Consider the following 21,396-nt stretch of genomic DNA (forward strand, 5'->3'; position numbering starts at 1 on the left):
TGGCCTGCTCGCCCATCGGTCGGCTGCGGCGGACGCCCGTACCAACGCGCGCCGCGAACTCCTGACAGCATGCCGACGCAACCACCAACTAGGCAATATGTCTGGTGAAGTTGACCCGTATGGGTTGTAGAGGTGTCGCCGATACGGAGAGACTTCCGGCATGGCCTTGAAGAGAAGCCTGGTCCCGCAGTCGGTGTACCGGCGACAGCTCGCGGCACGGCTGAAGGAACTGCGTGACGCGACCGGGCTCACCCTCACCGAGGTCGCCGATCAACTGGAGGTCAATCAGGGGTCGCTGAGCCGGATCGAGAACGGCGAACGCGGTACGACGCCGGTCCTCGTCCGGGCACTGCTGGACCTGTACGGCGTCGACGACGAGCATCGGCGCGCCGACGTGCTCGACCTCGTACGGGCGGACAAGGAGCAGCAGAAGCCCTGGTGGCGGAAGTACTCGACAGTGCTCACCCCGACGCGCTACGACGGGTACCTCGCGCTGGAGGCCGGCGCGACGCACCTCGCCAGCTACCAGCCGATGCTCGTGCCGGGGCTGCTCCAGACCGAGGACTACGCGCGTGCCGTGATCTCCCAGATGAGGAAGGACCTGTCCCCGCCGCAGGTCGAGTCCCTGGTCAGAGTCCGCATGGAGCGGCAGAACAGCCGCCTGGGCGGTGAGGCCCCCGCCAGACTCTGGGCGGTCCTCGACGAAGCCGTGCTGCGCAGGACGGTCGGCTCCGTTGACGTGATGCGCGACCAAATGCGGAAGCTGGTGGAGGCGAGCGAGCGGCCGAACGTCACCGTGCAGCTCCTGCCGTTCTCGCTCGGCGCGCATCCCGGGCTGTATGGCCCGTTCGTCATCCTGACGTTCCCGTCCCCCACGCCAGACTTGGTGTGGCTGGAGAACCCCAAGAACTCCGTGTATCTCGAGTCCCCACAGGATGTGGAGAACTACACAGACATCTTCGACCAGTTGAGGAGCACCGCCCTCGACCCGTCGGAGACGCGCACCCGCATCGCACGCATCAGCAAGGAGCTCGAAGAGTGAGCACGCCCCGCATGGCCGCCCCGCACGATGTCACGACAACTCCGTACGACGTCGATCTCGCGCACGCGCGGTGGCGGAAGAGCTCGTACAGCGGGGGTGCGAACGACTGCGTGGAAGTTGCTGCACTGGTCGACCGCGCCGCAGTCCGCGATTCCAAGGACATCAGCCGTGGGCCGTTGTTCTTCTCGAAGGCGGCGATGCGCGCGCTGGTCAGTGGGATCGCCCGCGGGTCAGTCAGTGAGCGTTGGAGCTGAAAAGAGGGCTGAGGCGCGAGGACATACCAGGCAGAGCTGGCTCCACACGGCCTTCGCCCGGCGGGCGCTGTCGGCCTCGACGCAGCTGCGGAGCCAAAGCAGCCCGCGTTCGCTTCGAGCCCTCACAATTCGCCCGCGGTGCCCTATGGGCAGTGAGGCTGCCGGCGACCGCACCCTCGAGCGCGGCCCGCAGCGAAGGCCGCGCCCGGTACGACCGTGGCGGGGCCGGCCATAGTGGGGCCGCCTACGTCCGCGAGAAGCAGGTCGGCGGTGTCGATCAGCTGGCGGATCGTCGGGTCATGGTGTGACCTCCTCCGGCTTACGCACCGTCTGCGCTACGGCCTCAATGTCGTTCACGAACCGGTGGGGTCCGGCACCGACGTGCCCGACGGATGGACGCCCTCCTGACACCGGCGGATGAGGTCCACCGCCCCAGGGCCGCAGCGCCTGCGGATCTCGCGGTAGACGTCACCTATCCCTCCGCTCGTAGCGTGGAGTCCGTGATCGCAGGGGAAACTCCAGATCACATCAATTGCGATAATTGGGCAGACTCCGACACCGCATGTCAGTGGCGTGCGCGATGATGTAGGCCGACCAGGGGATGAGAGAGGTTTGGCCGCTGTGGATGTCTTTGAACTGCACCGGAAGCTTGTCGCTGACTACCGGCAGTTCACCGAGTCATTCGTGGGCATCCGGGACCCCAGAATTCGTGAGGCCGTCGAGCGCGACCTCGCAGAAGGCGGCCAATGGCGGGACGCATGGCTGTCGATCAATCCTCTCTTCGAACCGGGGGGCTCGGTTGACGAGCTCGTCAAGGGCCAGCTGCTGCACCCCGAGTGCTCCAAGATCTTCCGCACCGGCAAAGATGCCGAAGGGGCTCCCGGCGTTCCCATCTCTTTCCACCGGCACCAGCGAGAAGCGATCGAGGTAGCCACCACCGGCAGGAGCTTCGTGCTCACCACTGGCACCGGTTCGGGCAAGAGCCTCGGCTACATCGTGCCAATCGTGGACCACATCCTGCGTGCACGCGCCGCGGGCGATACGGAACGCCGTACGCGCGCGGTGATCGTGTACCCGATGAACGCTCTGGCGAACAGCCAGCGCAAGGAGCTCGAGAAGTTCCTTCAGGCAGGGTACGGGCCAGAGGCGTCGCCGGTGACCTTTGCGCGCTACACCGGCCAGGAGTCCGAGGAGGAGCGCCACCGGATCCTGCGCGATCGCCCCGACATCATCCTCACGAACTACGTGATGCTCGACCTCCTGCTCACCCGCGACAAGGAGCGCGGAAACTTTCTGAATGCCACACGCGATCTGCGTTTCCTCGTCCTGGACGAGCTCCACACCTACCGCGGCCGGCAGGGAGCGGATGTCGCTCTGCTGGTGCGGCGTGTGCGGGACGCCTGCGAGGCGCGGAGCCTTCAGTGCATCGGCACCTCGGCGACCATGTCGAACGAGGGAGATCATCTGGAGCGCCGCAAAGACGTGGCGCGCGTGGCCAGCCGGATCTTCGGAGGGCCGGAAGACGTTGCACCGGAACATGTCATCGGCGAGACACTCCGCCGCGCCACCCGAGGGCCGGATCCGTCACCGGCGCAGCTGACCGAAGCCGTTCTCAGGGCACCGGACCGGCTCACCCGCGACTACGACGATCTTGCTGAGGATCCGCTCGCGATCTGGATCGAGAACACCTTCGGTCTGCGGGACCAGGCCGGGCATCTGGAGCGGCAGCGCCCGATCACGCTGGCCGATGCTGCGGTCGGCCTGGCCGCCCTGGTGGACCTGGACGAGGACACGTGCAGGGCTGCCATCGAGGACATGCTGCGCGCCGGAGCGAAGGCGAAGGACCCTGACACGCATCGCCCCTTGTTCGCCTTCCGTCTGCACCAGTTCGTATCGAAGGGGGACACCGTCTATGTAAGCCTTGAGCCCGAGGCGACACGCTACGCCACCAGGCGATACCAGCGTGTGGTCCAAGGTGACCGGGGCAAGCTCCTGCTGCCCTTGTCCTTCTGCCGCGAGTGCGGCCAGGAGTACCTCGCTGTGTCCCGGACGATGAGAGCCGGCCAGGTGGCCTACGAGCCGAGGCACGATCACGAGTCGGACGACGATCAGACCGCGGACGGCTATCTGTATGTGAGCACCGCCGCACCGTGGCCAGCGGATCCTGTCGCGGACGGGCGGCTGCCGGACTCCTGGCTCGTGCGCGACGAATCCGGTATCCATGTGACCGACAATCGTCGGCGCTATCTTCCGGTGCCTGTGACCGTGGCCCTCGACGGTACGGAAATGGGGTACGGCGGCGCAGAGAGCGAGTCCTCGGCCGCAGGCGACCACGGCACTGAACCTCCCGAGGGGCTTAGGGCTGCCTTCGTCCCCGCCCCGTTCCTGTTCTGCCTGAACCCCGAGTGCAAGGTCTCGTACGAGCAGGTCCGTGGCCGGGACTTCGCCAAGCTCGCCAGCCTCGACTCGGAGGGACGCAGCTCCGCGATGACAGTGATCAGCGCGAGCATCGTCCGGAGTCTGCGCAGCCAGCCACCCGGCGAGGAGATGCCGAGAGAGGCTCAGAAGCTTCTCACCTTCGTGGACAACCGTCAGGACGCCAGTCTGCAGGCTGGGCATTTCAACGACTTTGTCCAGGTGACGCATCTGCGGGGCGCCCTGGTCAAGGCGTTGAGTGACGCCGGTCCAGCCGGGTTGCGCTACGACACTCTGGCGCAGCGTGTCACCGATGCCCTGGCCCTGCCGGTGGAGTCCTACGCGGGCAGGGCGGAGGTTCGCTTCAGCCATCAGCGGGAGAATGTCACCTCTGCTCTGCGCGCGGTGGTGGAACTCCTCCTGTACCAGGATCTGCAGGGGTCCTGGCGTGTGACGATGCCGGGCCTGGAGCAGACCGGGCTGCTGGTTTTCGACTATCCGGCTCTCGGTGAGATCGCCGCTGCCGAGGACCTTTGGGAGAGCGGGCACGCGGCTCTCGCTGACGCCGCCCCGCAGCAGCGCGAGCAGTTGCTGCGGCTCGTGCTCGATGAGATGCGCCGCAATCTCGCCGTCGACGTCGAGGTTCTGTCCCGCACCGGTTTCGAGCGGGTGCGTTCGCGCTCCGACCAGTGGCTGACTGGCCCTTGGGCGCTCTCGGAGAGTCATCCGGAGCCCCGCCCTGCGGCTGTGTTCCCAACGCCGGCGCGGCCCGGCGGGTACCGCAGTGACGTCCACTTCACCGGCCGGTCCATGCTCGGCCGCTATCTGCGCGCGCCGAGCTGTTTCCCTCACCTGTCGGACCGCCTGACCGTCGACGACGCCCAGCTCGTGATCCGCAGGCTGCTCGAAGTGCTCTGCGAAGCAGACCTGATCACGGAGTCCGTGCCACGGTCGGAGACGGGTACCCCCGGCTACCGAGTGAAGGCGTCCTCGCTGCTCTGGCTGCCTTCAGACGGTTCCGAAGGCATGCGCGATCTGCTGCGTCGCCGACACGGTGCCACCGCGCCGCGCGTTAATGCCTTCTTCCGTGGTCTCTACGCGGATCTCGCGCACAGCCTCGCCGGGCTGCAGGCCGCGGAGCACACCGCTCAGGTCCCCACGCCCGTAAGGGAGGAACGGGAGGCTCGGTTCAGTTCTGGCCAGCTGCCGTTGCTGTACTGCTCCCCGACGATGGAGCTCGGCGTCGACATCAAGAGCCTCAACACCGTCGCGATGCGTAACGTGCCACCTACCCCGGCGAATTACGCGCAGCGTTCCGGGCGCGCTGGACGTTCCGGTGAGCCCGCCCTGGTCACCACCTACTGTGCCACCGGGAACGCACACGATCAGTACTACTTCCGTCGGTCCCACCTCATGGTTCAAGGGCGGGTGGCGCCGCCACGCCTCGATCTCGCGAACGAAGATCTGGTCCGCAGCCACATCCAAGCGATCTGGCTCGCCGAGACCGGAGCCGACCTGCACTCGAGCCTGCCCGAGGTACTGGATCTCGCTGATTCAATGCGCGGTTATCCAGTGCGCGAGGAGATCTGGGCGCAGATGCTCGATCCGGCACCGGCCCGCCGTGCGGAGGAGCGGGCCCGGAACGTGCTCGCGTCCGTACCGGACCTCGACAGCTCAAGCTGGTGGAGCCCGCGCTGGCTGGAGGACGTTGTCCGCAACGCCGCCCGAGGCTTCGACCGAGCCTGCGACCGCTGGCGCAACCTCTACCGGGGCGCTCTCGCGGAGCAGGAGGAACAGAACCGCCGCGTCCTCGACCAGTCACTGAGCCCTCAGTCCCGTGAGCAGGCGGCCCGGCGCAGGCGCGAGGCCGAGAACCAGCTCAAGCTGCTGCGGAACGAGGACAGCCAGCGCCTCGGCCACAACTTCAGCGACTTCTACACGTACCGCTACTTCGCGTCTGAGGGGTTCCTGCCCGGATACTCCTTCCCGCGGCTCCCTCTGGCCGCGTACATCCCGGGCTCCCGCAAAGCTCGGGGTGTGGGTGCTGAGGGCGACTACTTGCAACGCCCCCGCTTCCTGGCCATCAACGAGTTCGGCCCGGGTGCCCTCATCTACCACGAAGGAGCCCGATACGAGGTCAAGCGGGTGCAGTTGCCCATCGCCGAACCGGGCGAGATCGACACCGAAGCGGCCCGGCTCTGCCGCCACTGCGGCTACTTCCACGAGCAGCAGGCCGGGACGGATCTCTGCGACAACTGCGGCCAAGCGCTCACCGGGCTCATCCCCAACCTGATGCGGTTGACCACGGTCGTCACCGAGCGTCGCGAACGCATCTCCTCCGACGAGGAAGAACGACGCCGGGCAGGCTTCGAGCTGGAAACCGCCTACCGGTTCAACGCGCACGGTGACCGACCGGCCAGGCTGGACGCCCAGATTCTCCTCGATGGCCAGAAACTTGCCGATCTGGCCTACGGAGACACCGCCAGCCTGCGCGTCATCAACAAGGGACGACGACGGCGCAAGGACAAGGCACGGGTCGGTTACCGCATCGATACTGCGACCGGCCGATGGCTGCCCGACAAGCAGGCCGAAGCCCTTGAATCAGACGAAGGGGAGTCGTTTGCGGATGCCGACATCTCCCGCCCCGTGGTCCCCTTTGTGGAGGACCGACGGAACATCCTCCTCCTCCGTCTCGCCGAGCCGGTTGACGAGATCACCGCCACCACGTTGCGTTTCGCCCTTGAGCGCGGTGTCGAGGCGGTATTCCAGTTGGAGGACTCCGAGCTGACCTCCATCGCCCTGCCGGACCCGGACAACCGGGCCCGGATGCTGTTCACGGAGAGCGCCGAGGGCGGGGCCGGGGTGCTGCGCCGCCTGCAGGCCGAACCGGACGCCCTGGCGACCGCGGCCGCCGAAGCCCTGCGCATCGTGCACACCGACCCCGACACCGGTGAGGACGCGCCGGCGAAGGCCGGTCTGCCCGAGCCCTGCGAACTCGGTTGCTACGACTGCCTTCTGTCGTACGGGAACCAGAGCGAGCACCGGCTGATCGACCGCACGAAGGTGATCGGGCTGTTGAGGGGCATCGCGCGGGCAACGGTGCGGGGCACGGGCGGCACAGCCAGTCCTGCCGACCGGCTCATCATGCTCAAAGAGGACAGCGAGAGCGAACTGGAGCGCGCCTTCCTCGATTTCCTCGCCGCCCGGGAGCTGCGCGTGCCGGACGAGGCGCAGGTCCCGCTGATACAGCTCGCGGCCCGCCCGGACTTCGTCTACCGCCTCGCCGGTGCCGACGTCGCCGTCTTCGTCGATGGTCCACACCACGACCGGCCCACCCAGCAGCAACGCGACGAGGAGGCCGAGGACCGGCTCATGGACGCGGGCTGGCTGGTTGTCCGCTTCGGGCACACTGACAACTGGCAGAAGATCGTCGACCGTTACCCGAACGTGTTCGGATCCGGAGGAGCCCGGTGACCAAGTACGAGACCGGCAACCTGGTGGCCGCCCGCGGGCGTGACTGGGTCGTGGAGAAGGTCACCGACGATTTTCTGGTGGCACGCCCACTGGGCGGTGACGCGGCATTCACCACCGGGCTCTTCGTCGACGAAGTAACGGATTCGTCCTTTCCCCGGCCCAGCACCGACCCCAACGAGGTGGGTGACTTCAGCAGCGCGGGGCTTCTTCGAACGGCGCTGCAGATCGGGTTCCGGGACAGCGCGGGCCCCTTCCGATCCCTCGCCCAGTTGAACTTCGAGCCTCGCCGCTACCAGCTGGTACCGCTGATGATGTCGATGAGCATGGATGTGACGCGTCTGCTCATCGCCGACGATGTCGGCATCGGTAAGACCGTGGAATCAGGGCTCATCGCGAAGGAACTGGTGGCTCAGGGGCAGGTTGACCGGTTCAGTGTGCTGTGCCCCCCAGCGCTGGCCCGGCAGTGGCAGGACGAGCTGCGGGACAAGTTCGGCATCGAAGCCGCGCTGGTCCTGCCCAGCACCGTCAAGAAGTTGGAGCGCGACCTCATGGGCGCCGAAAGCCTCTTCTCCCGGCACCGGTTCACCATCGTGTCGACGGACTTCATCAAGCGGGAGGACCGCCGCAGCCAGTTCCTGCGCAGCGCACCGGAACTCGTCATCGTCGACGAAGCCCACACCTGCGTACCGGACGCCGCCGACCGGGCGGGCAAACACCGCCAGCTGCGCTACGAGCTCCTCACCGAGCTTTCCACGTCACCACAGCGCCACGTCATTCTGGTCACCGCCACTCCTCACAGCGGTAAGGAAGAGACCTTCCGCTGTCTCATCGGGTTGCTCGACCCTCAGTTCGCCCCGGATACCGGCTCGTTCGACCCGTCCCAGTCCGAGGACAGGATGCGCCTGGCCAAGTTCTTTGTGCAGCGACGCCGCCGCGACATCAAGCACTACCTGCAGGAGGAGACCCACTTCCCGGACACGCGGTTCCTCCGGGATGTGCCCTTCCGGATGCACGACGAGTACGCGGATCTCCTGGAGGACGTACTGGCGTACGCGCGGGAGACCGTGCGTACGAGCAGCGGTGCGACCCGCGACCGCATCCGCTGGTGGTCCGCCCTCGCCCTGCTGCGCTCCCTCGCCTCCTCGCCGCTGGCCGCAGCCGCCACATTGGAGACCAGGGCCGCCGTCGAGGGTCTGACCGACGTGGAAGCAGAACGGCTCGGCCGCGCATCCGTCCTGGACGGCACCGAAGACGACACCGACGAAGGCGCCGACGCCGCTCCTGCCGGTGATGCCACTGAGGCACTGATCCCTCTCAAGGCGGTGGAAGGAGCCGAAGGGAGCGAGCTGAGCAAGCGGGACAAGGCCCGGATCCTGGAGGAGCGGAAAAGGCTCCGGCGATTCGCTGAACGCGCTCGGCAGCTGGCCGGCCCTGAGCACGACCGGAAGCTCCTCCAGGTGGGCAAGGAAGTCAAGCAGCTGATCACTGCTGGCTACAACCCCATCGTCTTCTGCCGGTACATCCCCACGGCCCAGTACGTTGCGGAGTACCTGAAGTCCATCCTCGGCAAGATCACCGTCGAGCACGTCACGGGGCTGTTGCCCCCGAAGGAGCGCGAGGACCGTATCGCGACGCTCACTCAGGACCCGGCCGCTCGCAGGGTCCTGGTCGCTACCGACTGTCTATCGGAAGGCGTCAACCTGCAGCACGGCTTCCAGGCTGTCGTCCACTACGACCTTCCGTGGAACCCGACGCGTCTCGAGCAGCGCGAAGGACGTGTCGACCGTTTCGGCCAGCGTTCGACGTACGTGCGGGCCGTGACCCTGTACGGCGAGGACAACGGCATCGACGGTGTTGTCCTCGAAGTCCTGCTGCGCAAACACCGCGCCATTCAGAAGGCGACCGGCGTCGCGGTGCCGGTCCCGGAGGCCGCCGACAGCCTGGTACAGGCACTCGTGCAGGGCGTGCTGCTGCGTGGCCGCGAAGAGCGGCAGCTGACCCTCGACGTGGAGGCCGAAGAGGCGGCCGAGGCACTTGAGCGGCAGTGGCGCGATGCGGCTGAGCGTGAGTCCAAGGCACAGACCCGCTACGCGCAACGCACCATCCACACGGACGAGATGCAGCAGGAGATCGACGCCCTCCGGCAGGCCATCGGAAACCGGGACGACGTCATCCGGTTCGTCCGCACCAGCCTCACCAAGCTGGGTGCCACCATGCGTCCTGCTCCCTCCCGCGAAGAGGTCTCGGTCTCCGCCCGCCGGAAGCCCGCCGGTTCCGCCGCGACCGCCCAGCCGGTACTCACGGAACCGAAAGAAGAAGCAAGGGACTTCACCGCCGACCTCACCGGGCTGCCCCCCGGACTGCTGCGCGACCTGCAGGTGGACGGCGCGGCCCGGGCCTTGGAGCTCACCTTCCGCGCAGAAGGTGCCGAACGGATCGGCGAAGTTTCCCTCACCAGGTCGGATCCCCGTGTCGTCGCCCTGGCCCAGTGGGTGCTCGACACCTCCCTCGACGGATCGATCGGCGGCGGGCGGCGCCTGGCTCGGCGCTGCGGCGTCATCAGGACGACCGCAGTGGACTCCCGCACCACGCTCCTGCTGGTCCGCCTCCGCCATCACCTGACCCTGCCGGGGCGCGGCACCACACCCACAGTGGCCGAGGAGGCCCGCGTCCTCGCCTACCGGGGCAGTGCGAGCGCGCCCGAGTGGCTCACCCCGCCGGAAGTGGCCCAGCTCCTGGACGCCGAACCCACGGCCAACGCCATGGAGGAACACGTACGCCAGTACGTGGACCGGGCCGTGCGCGATCTCGACCGAATCCAGCCGGAGTTGGACCGCCACGGAGAGGCAGCAGCATCCGAGCTCCTCGCAGCGCACCGCCGCGTCCGCCGCTCGGCCTCCGCCGCCCGGCGCGGACTGCAGGTGACGTTCCAGCCCTCGGCCGATGTTCTCGGCGTGTACGTGTACGTTCCTGACACCGCATCAACCAACCGGACCACCACACCCGGAGGCACCGCGTGAGCCCGACTGCCGTCCCTCTCGCGAGCGACGGATTCACCGCTGTCCGTATCGAGGGCAGCGTGCTCTCCCCTGAGATCCTGGCGCGTATCTCCGCAGGAGACCGCGCCCTGCCCGGGATGACGCCGGGCGAGTACAGCCTGCCAGTCGGGCGGCTAGGCGACGCCGTGAGCCGGTCGTGGGCGTATCTGCAAGGCGTGTACCAGTCCTACCGTGACCAACTGAAGCAGCTGCCGGCGGCCGATCTCGGCACCACCCTGACCCGGCGGAAGTGGCTGCTCCCTCTCTTCGCCGAACTCGGCTACGGCCAACTGCCCACGTCACGGAAGGGAGTCACAGCTGGCGGACGGTCCTTCCCCGTCAGCCATCTCCACCGCGAGCACTTCCCCGTCCACCTTCTGTCCTGGCACACCGAACTGGACCGCCGCCCGGCCAAGGGACGCGTCCCCCAAGCCATGATGCAGGACTGCCTCAACACCGGCGGGTCGCTGTTGTGGGGAGGGCTCTCCAATGGCCGTGTGCTGCGACTGGTGCGGGACTCCACCTCCCTTGTCGGCTCCGCATACATCGAATTCGACCTCGAATCGATCTTCGACGGGGACCTGTACGCGGACTTCTACCTGCTGTATGCCCTACTGCACGCCTCCCGCATCGACCTGCTGCCCCGCGAGGACGACGCACCCGGAGAGCCAACCGCTGCCGACTGCTGGCTCGAACGCTGGCGGGCGGAAGCCCTGGAGAGCGGCTCGCGCTTCCTGCGGGGCCTGAGCACCGGGCTCCAGCTCGCGCTGGAGGAGCTGGGTTCCGGCTTCCTCGCCCATCCCGCCAACGAACAGATGAGCAAGGGGCTCAGGAGCGGCGACATCCCCAAGGACCGCCTCAACAAGGCCCTGCTGCGACTCGTCTACCGACTGATCTTCCTGTTCGTCGCCGAGGATCGGCAGGCCCTGTTCGGCAAGGACAGTGATCCGCAGGCCCGAGACCGCTACGAGGAGTACTTCTCCAGCAGCCGGCTGCGCCGCCTGGCGCTGACGATGAAGGGCGACCGCCGAGACGACCTGTGGCAAGCCTTGACCATGGTGCTGAACGCCCTCGGCAAGGAGGGCGGGGACCCTCGGCTCGCCCTGCCGGGACTCGGCGGCGTCTACGATCCCGGTCCCCAGGACCACCTCTTCGACGACGTCACCCTGGCCTCCTTCCGGCTGCCCAACGACCGTCTCCTCGCCGCGGTGCGCCACCTCTCCCGGGTCCGCAGCGACGACGGCAGCCGCTGGCTTCCCGTCGACTACCGCCACCTCGGCGCGGAGGAGCTGGGCGGGGTGTACGAGGGACTGCTCGAACTGGTCCCGGACCCCGACCCGGACCGCAAGACCTACCGCCTGCGCAGCTCCGCCGGGCATTCCCGCAAGGCTTCGGGCTCGTACTACACGCCCACGGCTCTTGTGGACACCCTGCTCGAATCCGCCCTGGATCCCGTCCTGGAGGAAGCGGCGAAGTCGGCCAACCCCGTGGAGGCCCTCCTACGAGTGACCGTGTGCGACCCGGCGTGCGGATCCGGACACTTCCTGGTCGCCGCCGCCCGCCGCATCGCCAAACGCATCGCCGTCGTACACACCCAGGAAACCGAACCACCCGTCGATGCCGTACAGCGCTGGCTGCCCGACGTCGTGGCCCGATGCATCCACGGCGTGGACCTAGACCCGATGGCTGTCGACCTCGCCAAGTTCGCCCTCTGGATGCAGGCCCTCGAACCGGGCAAGCCCCGCCCAATGTCCTTCCTCGATGCCCACATCCGTCAGGGCAACGCCCTGCTCGGTACCACGCCGCGCCTGCTGGAGCAGGGCATCCCCGACGTGGCGTACCAGGCCCTCGAAGGCGACGACGCCAAGCAGGTCGCCCGACTCCGCAAGCGCAACCGGGAGGAACGCGACGCAGGACAGGACGCGCTGTTCTCCACCGGCGGCGCCACCGTGGCCACGGGCAACGCCCACCACGCCCACGTCATCGCGGACATCCACAGCAAGCCCGACGGCGAGCTCGTCGACATCCACCGGCAGATCGACAAGTACCGCTCGTGGCAGTCGTCCCCGGAGAAAGTCAAGGACCGCCGTATCGCGGACGCCTGGTGCGCCGCCTTCGTGTGGCCCACATATGTCGGCGGACCGGAGGGAATCGCCGCGGACGCCTGGCGCCGCCTGGTCGAGAACGGCAGCGCGGGTGCGGTAACCGACCAGACGGTAGATCAACTCGCCCAGGAATACGGGTTCTTCCACTGGCATCTGGAGTTCCCGCACATCTTCAACAGCTCGGACGACGAAGCACCCAGCTACGACCCCGACCTGGGATGGAGCGGCGGCTTCTCGTGCGTCCTGGGCAACCCCCCCTGGGATCGGGTGAAGCTCCAGGACAAGGAGTTCTTCGCCGCACGCGTCCCGGAGATCGCGGACGCTTCCAACAAGTCGTCTCGCGACCGCGCGATCGCCAAGCTCGCCGCTTCGCCAGAGCAGCGCTTCCACTACGACGCTTACCTCGCCGCACGCCGGCGCTCTGAGGGCACTCTCCACTTCCTGCGTGACTCTGGACGGTTCCCTTTCACGGGACAGGGCGACGTCAACACGTACTCGGTGTTTGCCGAAACCGCCCGGCAGTTCATCGCGGGGCGCGGTCGTTTGGGCATCATCGTGCCGACTGGGATCGCCGTGGACTCCACCACAGCGCCCTTCTTCCGGGACATCCTGCAACAGCGGCGCCTCGAATCTCTGCTGGATTTCGTCACCAATCCGCGGATCTGGACGGATGTGGGCAACCGCCGCTATCGATTCTCGCTCCTGACAGTTACGGGCCGAGACAGCGAAATCACGCAGGCCGAGTCCTGGACCCTGGGCAAACACCCGGACGAACTGCCTCCGCGCGGCGAGCGAATCAAGGTCGATCCGAAGGACCTGCTGCTGGTGAACCCCAACACCGGCACCATGCCCATGTTCCGCACCCAGCAGGACGCCGACATCACACTCGGGATCTACCACCGCGTACCGGTGCTCTGGGACGAGAACGATGACGCCCCTGACGTCAATCTCTGGGGTATCTCCTTCATGCGAATGTTCGACATGGCCAATGACTCCGACCTGTTCTGGGAGCAGCCAGAACTGGAGGCAGGCGGGCTGCACCTGGAGGGGAATGTCTTCACCGACGGCACTCACCGGCTGCTGCCGCTGTACGAGGCAAAGTTCGTCCACCACTACGACCACCGGTTGTCCTGCTACAGCAAGCGGCCCGAGGGCAGCCAGGACACGGAGCTGCCGCGGCTGACGCTGGAGGAGAAGAACGACCCGGGGCGGGGGCCGATTCCGCGGTACTGGATGTCCGAGTGTGATGTGGACTATCGCTTGGGTGGGCGGTGGGACAAGGGCTGGCTACTGGGGTGGCGGGACGTGACTCGGTCCACGGACGAGCGGACACTCGTTGCTGACGTGGTGCCTCGTATTGCCACGAACAACAAGTTCCTCCTTGCCTTCACCCAACACGGAAGCCCGGCAGCGCTGCTTGCATGCATGTCATCGTTTGCTATGGACTTCCTCGTCAGACAGAAGATGAGTGGCGTCTCTCTCAACTACTTCATCCTCAAACAGATCGCGCTTCCCCGCCCTAGCGCTTTCGAGCAGCTCGCATGGGCACCAGAGCAAATGGATGTCGACTGGTTCGCCGATCGGGTCCTGGAACTCACCTACACGGCGCACGACCTCGCCCCCTTCGCCCGCGACCTCAACGACGAAGGCCCTCCTTTCCGCTGGAACGAAGCCCGTCGGGCCCAGATCCGCGCCGAGCTCGACGCCGCCGTGTTCCACCTCTACGACCTAACCGAGGCCCAGGTCGACCACGTGATGGAGACGTTCCCCATCGTGCGTGGCAAGGACATGGCGGCCCACGGCGAGTACCGCACGAAGCGCCTGATCATCGAGGCTTACACGGCGATGGACAAGGCTGCCCAAGCAGGCGACGCCTACGTCTCACCGCTCAACCCCCCTCCGGGACAAGGGCCAAGGCATGTGCCGGAGTAGCCAGTTCTCCGTGCTACGAGAGCGCGGCAAGCCCGACACTTTAGGATCTGAAACGGCGTGACTACGCATCAGCGAGGGGACAAGGTGAGCGGCGTGGGTGACGGGGTAACGGCGCACGAAGCGGCAGCCGTACTCAAGAAGGTGCTCGACGACCGCACCGACCTCGACCGTGATGAATACGGGGACAACAAGCGCCTGCTCTTCGCCCTCCAGCTGCACCAGGGAATCGACGACATCCATGCGGTGGCCGTCGATTCCCTGACCGATGGGGGCCAGGACCACGGCTGCGACCTGGTCTACATCGACCCCGACTCCGAGAAGCTCATCATCGCCCAGGGGTTCGAGTCTCCCAAGTCATCCCTGGCAGAGCCCAAAGTCTGGAAGGCCACCGCCCTCAACGAGAGCGTCGCCTGGCTGCTGAGCGGGAAACCGGAGGACCTGCCCGCACGGCTGAAGCCCGCCGGCGAGGCCGTCCGCCAGGCCCTCCAGGACGGACGCATCAAGGAGACGCAGTTCTGGTTCGTCCATAATCAGCTCGAGACCGCCAACGCACGGGCCGAGCTCGACGCGACCGTTCGCATGGCGACGCGGGTGCTTCAGCAAGCGTATCCGGACTCAGCTCCGGAGCGCGTCATCGGTCTCGAGGTAGGGGTGCCCACCCTGTATCGCTGGTACAAGGGGTCGCGGAGTCCCATTCTGGTCACCAATGAGATCACTCTCACCGTGGATGACTGCTTCGAACTGTCAGGCAGTAAGTGGAGCGCTGTGTGCACCGCCGTGGACACCGCCTGGCTCCAGAACCTGTACTGGGAACACAACGGCACCGAGGAGAACCGTCTGTTCTCCGCCAACGTCCGTGGCTTCGTCGGAGTCAAGGGCAAGAAGGGCGCTATCAACAGCGCGATCCGTAAGACCGTACAAGATCGGCCGGAAGATCTCTTCGTCCTGAACAACGGCGTTACGGCCCTCACCCACGGAGTCGAGGTCGGTGAGCCCGGCCCCGACGGTCGGCGTGTCATCACGTTGCAGGGCCTGTCGATCGTCAATGGTGCCCAGACGACCGGGGCCGTCAGCGACGAAACCCTCCGCAGACAGACCGAGGCCGGCCAGTTGTTGATCCGGTTCGTGGTGTGCGATGACCCTTCGCTCGTCAGCGAGGTGATCCGCACCACGAACCGTCAGCTCGCCACCCTGCCAGCGGACTTCCGCAGCAACGACCGTACCCAGCTGCGCCTCATCAAGGAGTTTCAGCAGCTCGGCGACATCGCCTACGACGGCGGGCGCCGTACCGACCCCAGCGACATCGCGGTAGCGCCACCCGCGAACCGCGTTGTGGCGACGACAGCAGCCAAAGCACTCGCAGCCTTCCACGGTGATCCCTACATCGCTTACAACGAGCCGGGCAAGATCTGGTCGGACGACGGGCTCTACGCCAGCCTCTTCGGCGACCACACCACGGCACGGCATGTGCTGTTCTGCTACGGGTTGCAGCGCGCGGTGGAGCAGACGAAGACCGAGTACGCCGTCAGATGCCGGAACGATCCGGACCTCAAAGGTAACCCGCGCAAGGTGCACGACTTCCTCCAGCGCCGCGGCGCTGTCCCCGTGGTCGTCGATGCCGTCGCCGCTTGCATGGACACCCTGCTCGGCCGCGGCACGCGCGACCCGTTCACTCTCGGGTTCTCCCGGCAGCCCACGCTCCCCAAAGTGATCAAGCACTGGCATCAGGTACTCAAACCCATAGTTCCCTTCCTCCCACACCTCGCACCCGCTCTCCAACGCGGGGGTTCGAAAGTTGTCGGCGAGCACGACCGAGCGAAGGCGGTTGAGGTCGCCCGCACGAACTTTGCCGGGATGGTCGAATCCCTGAGCGATCAGGACCACACGAAAACGGTATTTGACGTCTTCCGACAGAACCTCGGCGAAAGGGCTGACTAACCGCAGCCCCCGCCCCGTCTCCCTAACCAAGGCTCCGCCACTTAGAGGATCCAGAGACCCCTGCGTGCTCTCCCCCGACAACGCCATGTTCGGCACCCACGAACTCATCACCCGGGTCACAGAAGACACAGGTGACGCCGGTAATTTAGGCGTCGTACTCGCGCTGCTCACCGCCGGGACCTGGGCCACCCGGGACGACGTCGCCGACGTGCTGCGGGTCGATCCCGCCACCGTCATGCGCTATGCGCGGCAGATCCAGTCCAGCGCCTCCGATCGCATCGTCAGCAACGCGGCTCAGCCCGATTCGCAGGCCCAGGCGCACGCCATGCGCAGGGAAGGCACCCTCTTGCCACAGTCCGGGAGACCGGATCCAGCCCGGAGAGTTACCGTCGAAGCTATGCGCGAAGCTCTGGGCACCGCTGCACCATCCCCACCGCGCCGCGCCTGGCTGGTCCGGGCCTCCGACACGGGCCCCTCCGACCTGCTACAGGACTGGCTGAACGAGGGGTACTGCGGCGTCGAGGCGTCACGCTTGCGCGCGTTGGAGCCGGGCAGTGGCGAGGATGCCGTCCGTCTCGCCGTGGAAGCCGATTACGCCCATCTCGCCCAAGTCGCCCTGAGAGACAAAAGCGCGGAGATCCACCTCTTCCTAAATCGGATGCGTGAGGGTGACCTCGTGCTGGCCCCTGCCAGAGAAGGTGACCAGCTGTATCTGGGTGAGGTCACGTCGGGCCCGCACTTCACATCGGACCGGACGGTGGCCCTGACCCGGAGTGTGCGCTGGCTCAACACCGCGGCTCCCATCGATCCCTTCGAGGACGACATACCGGACGGCCTCAACGGCAAGCTCGGCGTCCAACTCAGCGTCGTCGACCTCACGGACCTCGCCGATGACCTCGCCGCCATGCTACCGACCGAGGCCGGCGCTCCCCCACCTCCGCCCCGTCGCAGTCTGCACCTCCCCGGGCCGGACGTCCGGTTGGCCGAAGATCTGCATATCCGTCCGCAGGATCTCGACGACTGGATCGAACTCCTCAAGGAACGGCCGCAGCTCGTCTTCTACGGCCCGCCGGGAACTGGCAAGACGTATCTCGCACGCAAGCTCGCTCTGCACCTCACAGCAGGACGACGTGAACGCGTCACCCTCGTACAGTTTCATCCGTCGTACGCCTACGAGGACTTCTTCGAAGGGTTCCGCCCGCGCCAGGCCAAGGACGGTCAGCCCGGATTCGAGCTCGTGCCCGGCCCATTTCGGCGCACCGTCGAGAACGCCCGAAAGGATCCATCCAGCCCTCATGTCCTGATCATCGACGAAATCAACCGGGCCAATCTGGCTCGGGTCTTCGGAGAGCTGTACTTCCTGCTGGAGTACCGCGACGACATAGTGCATCTCCAGTACGGAACCGACGACGGCAACGGCTTCACGCTCCCGCGAAACGTCGTCATCATCGGGACGATGAACACGGTCGACCGGTCGGTGGCACGCGTCGACGCGGCCATGCGGCGACGCTTCTCCTTCGTTGAGCTGCACCCCTCAGCCGAACCCACCTCGTCCATGCTGCGCAGCTGGCTCCGCGGCGAAGGACTTCCGGACACCGCAGCCCTACTCCTTGAAGAGCTCAACAGCCGCATCGCCGAGCGAGACTTCCAGCTCGGGCCGTCCTACTTCATGCGCCGTTCGCTGTATGAGGAACCGGGCGCGCTCGCCCGCGCCTGGCGTACCTCGATTCTGCCGCTGCTCGCCGACCAGGAACCCGGCGACACCGTCGATCGGTTCGTGCTAGACGAGATCCTCGACGAGCTGGGCATCGAGGAAGGGGCACTGTTGCGTCAGGCCCCCTCAGCCGACGAAGCTCCTGGCGAGGATGTCAGCGGTCCGGCATGACACGCCTCGACCTGTCCGAGAGCGGCAAAGCCATTCAAGCGGAACTCAGCCCGCGACAGGCAGCTGCCCTGACCTCGTCTCGCATCGTGCGAGTGGAGCCAGGTCGCCGCCCAGGTCTGTGGCGAATCAGCGGCAACCGGCTCGTCGGCGCCGCGCGAATCGGGGGCATCGACGTCCGCATCGCACCAAAGACACCGGTCGCACGCTTGCTGTTTCTCCTGGCGTACACCGCAGCTCCGGACCGCTGGTACCCCGAGCCCATCGAAGCGTCGGAGCGCGACGGACTGCTCCCGGCGGTGGCGTACGCATTCGTCAGAGCCGCTGAGCGCGGCCTCCGCCACGGCGCCCTACAGGGGTACGTGAGTGTCGACGCGACGCTGCCCGTCGTGCGCGGTCGTATACGCCATGCTGATCAGCTACGTCGGCACTTCGGCAGAGCCTTCCCCGTGGAAGCAAGCTACGAGGAATTCACCGAGGATATCCCGGAGAATCGAATCCTACGCTCAGCGGCCCGGCGTCTCTTGGCGCTCCCCGGGGTGCCGGCAACCTGCCGTCCCGAGCTCAGGCGGGTGATCGCCGCACTCCCCGATGTGGAAGACGTGCCATCGACGCTGGCCTTGCCCGACTGGACTGCCAGTCCTGACAACGCGCGCTTGCGTACCGCAATCCGTCTCGGCGAGCTTGTCCTGCGAGGAGCTTCGTACGAACTCGACGACGGCGGAACCGTCCCCGTGGACGGCCTGCTCATCAACATGGAAAAAGTCTTCGAGGACTTTGTCGCTGTATCGCTCCGGGAAGCACTCCGTCCGTACTCCGGATATGTGATCACCGATGGCGGCCGCCACTTCCTCGACGAGGCGCACCGGATCCGCCTGCTCCCCGATGTCGTTTGGTGTCGCGGCGACGGCACAGCTGCCGGGGTGGCCGACGCCAAGTACAAGGCAGACTCCGTGCGCGGCTTCCCGAACGCCGATCTCTACCAGATGGCGTCGTACTGCCTCGGTCTGGGACTCGACCGCGGGCACCTCATCTACGCTGCTGGTGAGAGACCAGCCCTGCGTCACACCGTCCGGCACTCCGGCATTGAGCTCATCCAGCACACCGTGCCGCTGGCTGCTGAGCCACCCGCGGTGCTCACCGCCATGTCACGAATCGCCGCCGCACTCGCTAACAAATCGTGATGGTCTGACCAGAACACCACAAGAAGGCTCAACAGCGTCCCACCACCCGACAGTATTCCCCGCCGTCTTCCTGCCGAAGTTCACGGATCAGGCCGATCAGCTATAGCGAAGATCGCTACGGTAATAGCCTGGACGCGAGGGAGGGGAACCCAATCCATGAGAGCGGATACGGTCGACCTGCGGCGGATCTTCGGCAGGGACGTGCGTTACACGGTGCCGCTGTTCCAGAGGCCGTACGTGTGGAACCGGGACGACAACTGGTCGGCCCTGTGGGAGGACATCCGCCGCACCGTCGAGCGGGCCGAGCAGGCGGCAGTGACCGGGGAGACGGTGGCACCGCACTTTCTCGGAGCGGTTGTTTTCGATGAGACCCCGTACCTTTCGTCAAGCCTGGAGACGCGGCAGGTCATCGACGGCCAACAGCGTCTGACAACACTACAGTTGTTCCTATTCGCGGCCCGCCTGTCGGCGGCGGCTCTCAACCACGAGCGCTCCGTACGCCTGCTGAGTAAGTTCCTGGAGAACGACGAAGACCTGTTCGACCGCGCCCAGCATCCCGACCATCTCTACAAGGTCTGGCCGACCAATGCGGACCGTGACGAGTTCCGCGCCGTCATGCTCGGCCAGGGAGAGGGAGGACGGCTCGCCGAAGCCGTCGCCTACTTTCAGCAGGAGATTGACACGTGGCTGGCGGAAGCAGCTGAGCCGCAGGAGCGGCTGGGGATGCTGGTGCAGGCGCTGCGGGAACAGCTGCGTTTGGTCATCATCGACTTGGAAGAGCATGACGACGCGCAGGTCGTCTTCGAGACGCTGAACAGCCGCGGTACGCCGCTGGAGCACGCGGATCTGATCAAGAACCTGCTGTTTCGCGACGCTGAACGTGTCGGTGCGGACGTCGACCGGCTCTACAAAACGTACTGGGCGCCCTTCGACCAAGACGAATGGCGCGTGGAACAGACGACCGGCCGCATTACGCGAAGCCGCCTCGACGTGTTCCTGACGTACTGGCTCACGATGCGTACGCAGCGCGAGTTCACTGCCTCCGCCTTGTTCAAGGAGTTCGAGCGCTGGCTGCTCTCGTCTGCCGTCCCTACGGAAGACGTCTTTGCCGAGCTGACGCGATACGCCGAGATCTATGACCTCATCGACGACCATCCGCTGCACGGCGTCGAGGGACGGTTCCTGTATCGGATGAAGGTCCTTCAGACCTCCACTCCGATGCCCCTACTCCTCTTCCTCTACGGCCTGGACGAGTCCGTGCTGCCAATGGAGCGCCGACGGCGGGCGATCCGGGCCATCGACAGCTATCTCGTTCGCCGGGCGGTGCTCAATCTCAGTACCCGCGACTACAACAACGTCTTCCGTGACTTGGTCGCGGCCGTAGCCCGACAACCCGACCGCGCGGACGAAGCCGTCATCACGGCCCTCTCGGCAATGCAGGGCCACCACCGTCATTGGCCGAGCGACTCCGAGTTCCGCGCCTCGTTGGAACAGGACCCCATCTACTCCCGCTTGGTCCGCCGCAGCGTACGCATCCTCCTGGAAGCGCTGGAGGACGAGCTGCGCACCGACCACACCGAACAGCTCACTGTCCCCGTCGGCGAACAGGCTGGCGCAAAATTGACCATCGAGCACATCATGCCGCAGAGCTGGCGCGACAACTGGCCGCCCCTTGAGAACGATCTGTCCGAAGGAGCCGACCGCGACGAACTGGTCCACACACTCGGCAACCTGACCCTGGTCACCGCCCGCCTGAACCCCACCCTGGGCAACATGGCCTGGGAGGACAAGCGGCAGTGGCTCGGCAAGCACAGCCTGCTACGCCTCACCCACGGCACCCTGCTCAGTGCTCCACCGAACACTGACATCAGCGACTGGGCTACGACCTGGGACGAGCATCGAATTCGTACGCGGGGCACGTACCTCGCCTCACTATCCTTGGACGTCTGGCCGCATGCCGACGATCTACGCACTGACCCGTTGTCTTCCGAGCACAACAACAAGTGACACTCGCGATCAGCATTCCCATACGAGTTTGCTGCTGCAATACAGACGCGTGAGTACGGCCGCCGCGCCGGCAGTCCACTGCCTGGGAGAAATCTGGGAGAAGATCTTCTCCCAGAGCCCTCGCA

The 21,396-nt window shown here is 66.3% G+C and carries 9 protein-coding genes; all 9 read left to right on the forward strand.

Annotated elements, in window-relative coordinates; all coding sequences use genetic code 11:
• The first annotated feature begins 160 nt into the window (after positions 1–160).
• A complete protein-coding gene (locus V1460_RS35030; RefSeq protein ID WP_338677607.1) occupies positions 161–1,042 on the forward strand; it encodes a Scr1 family TA system antitoxin-like transcriptional regulator in 882 nt (293 codons plus the stop codon).
• Positions 1,039–1,296, forward strand: coding sequence for a DUF397 domain-containing protein (locus V1460_RS35035; protein WP_338677609.1), 258 nt, complete (start codon positions 1,039–1,041; stop codon positions 1,294–1,296). Before V1460_RS35030 ends, V1460_RS35035 begins: the two co-directional genes overlap by 4 nt.
• Before the next feature lie 621 nt (positions 1,297–1,917).
• Positions 1,918–7,185, forward strand: coding sequence for a DEAD/DEAH box helicase (locus tag V1460_RS35040; RefSeq protein WP_338678353.1), 5,268 nt, complete (start codon positions 1,918–1,920; stop codon positions 7,183–7,185).
• Positions 7,182–10,205: a helicase-related protein gene (locus tag V1460_RS35045; protein ID WP_338677610.1), complete on the forward strand. Its 3,024-nt coding sequence runs from the start codon at positions 7,182–7,184 to the stop codon at positions 10,203–10,205. Before V1460_RS35040 ends, V1460_RS35045 begins: the two co-directional genes overlap by 4 nt.
• Positions 10,202–14,260 carry an Eco57I restriction-modification methylase domain-containing protein gene (locus tag V1460_RS35050; RefSeq protein ID WP_338677611.1) on the forward strand — a complete coding sequence of 1,353 codons (4,059 nt, stop codon included), beginning with the start codon at positions 10,202–10,204 and terminating at the stop codon, positions 14,258–14,260. The genes V1460_RS35045 and V1460_RS35050 overlap by 4 nt, the downstream gene beginning before the upstream one ends.
• A gap of 93 nt (positions 14,261–14,353) precedes the next feature.
• A complete protein-coding gene (locus V1460_RS35055) occupies positions 14,354–16,198 on the forward strand; it encodes an AIPR family protein (RefSeq protein ID WP_338677612.1) in 1,845 nt (614 codons plus the stop codon).
• Between the two features lie 64 nt (positions 16,199–16,262).
• Entirely contained in the window at positions 16,263–18,083 is a 1,821-nt protein-coding gene (locus V1460_RS35060) for an AAA family ATPase (RefSeq protein WP_338677614.1), read from the forward strand.
• Entirely contained in the window at positions 18,080–19,264 is a 1,185-nt protein-coding gene (locus tag V1460_RS35065; protein ID WP_338677615.1) for a 5-methylcytosine restriction system specificity protein McrC, read from the forward strand. Before V1460_RS35060 ends, V1460_RS35065 begins: the two co-directional genes overlap by 4 nt.
• Before the next feature lie 156 nt (positions 19,265–19,420).
• A complete protein-coding gene (locus V1460_RS35070; protein ID WP_338677616.1) occupies positions 19,421–21,271 on the forward strand; it encodes a DUF262 domain-containing HNH endonuclease family protein in 1,851 nt (616 codons plus the stop codon).
• Positions 21,272–21,396 lie beyond the last annotated feature (125 nt).

It is taken from the genome of Streptomyces sp. SCSIO 30461 (genome assembly GCF_037023745.1).
Classification (GTDB): Bacteria; Actinomycetota; Actinomycetes; order Streptomycetales; family Streptomycetaceae; genus Streptomyces.

Bases quoted from the DNA above. Each gene is read 5' to 3' on its own strand.
- V1460_RS35065 (WP_338677615.1), top strand. From the start codon at position 18,080: ATGACACGCCTCGACCTGTCCGAGAGCGGCAAAGCCATTCAAGCGGAA.
- V1460_RS35070 (WP_338677616.1), top strand. From the start codon at position 19,421: ATGAGAGCGGATACGGTCGACCTGCGGCGGATCTTCGGCAGGGACGTG.
- V1460_RS35030 (WP_338677607.1), top strand. From the start codon at position 161: ATGGCCTTGAAGAGAAGCCTGGTCCCGCAGTCGGTGTACCGGCGACAG.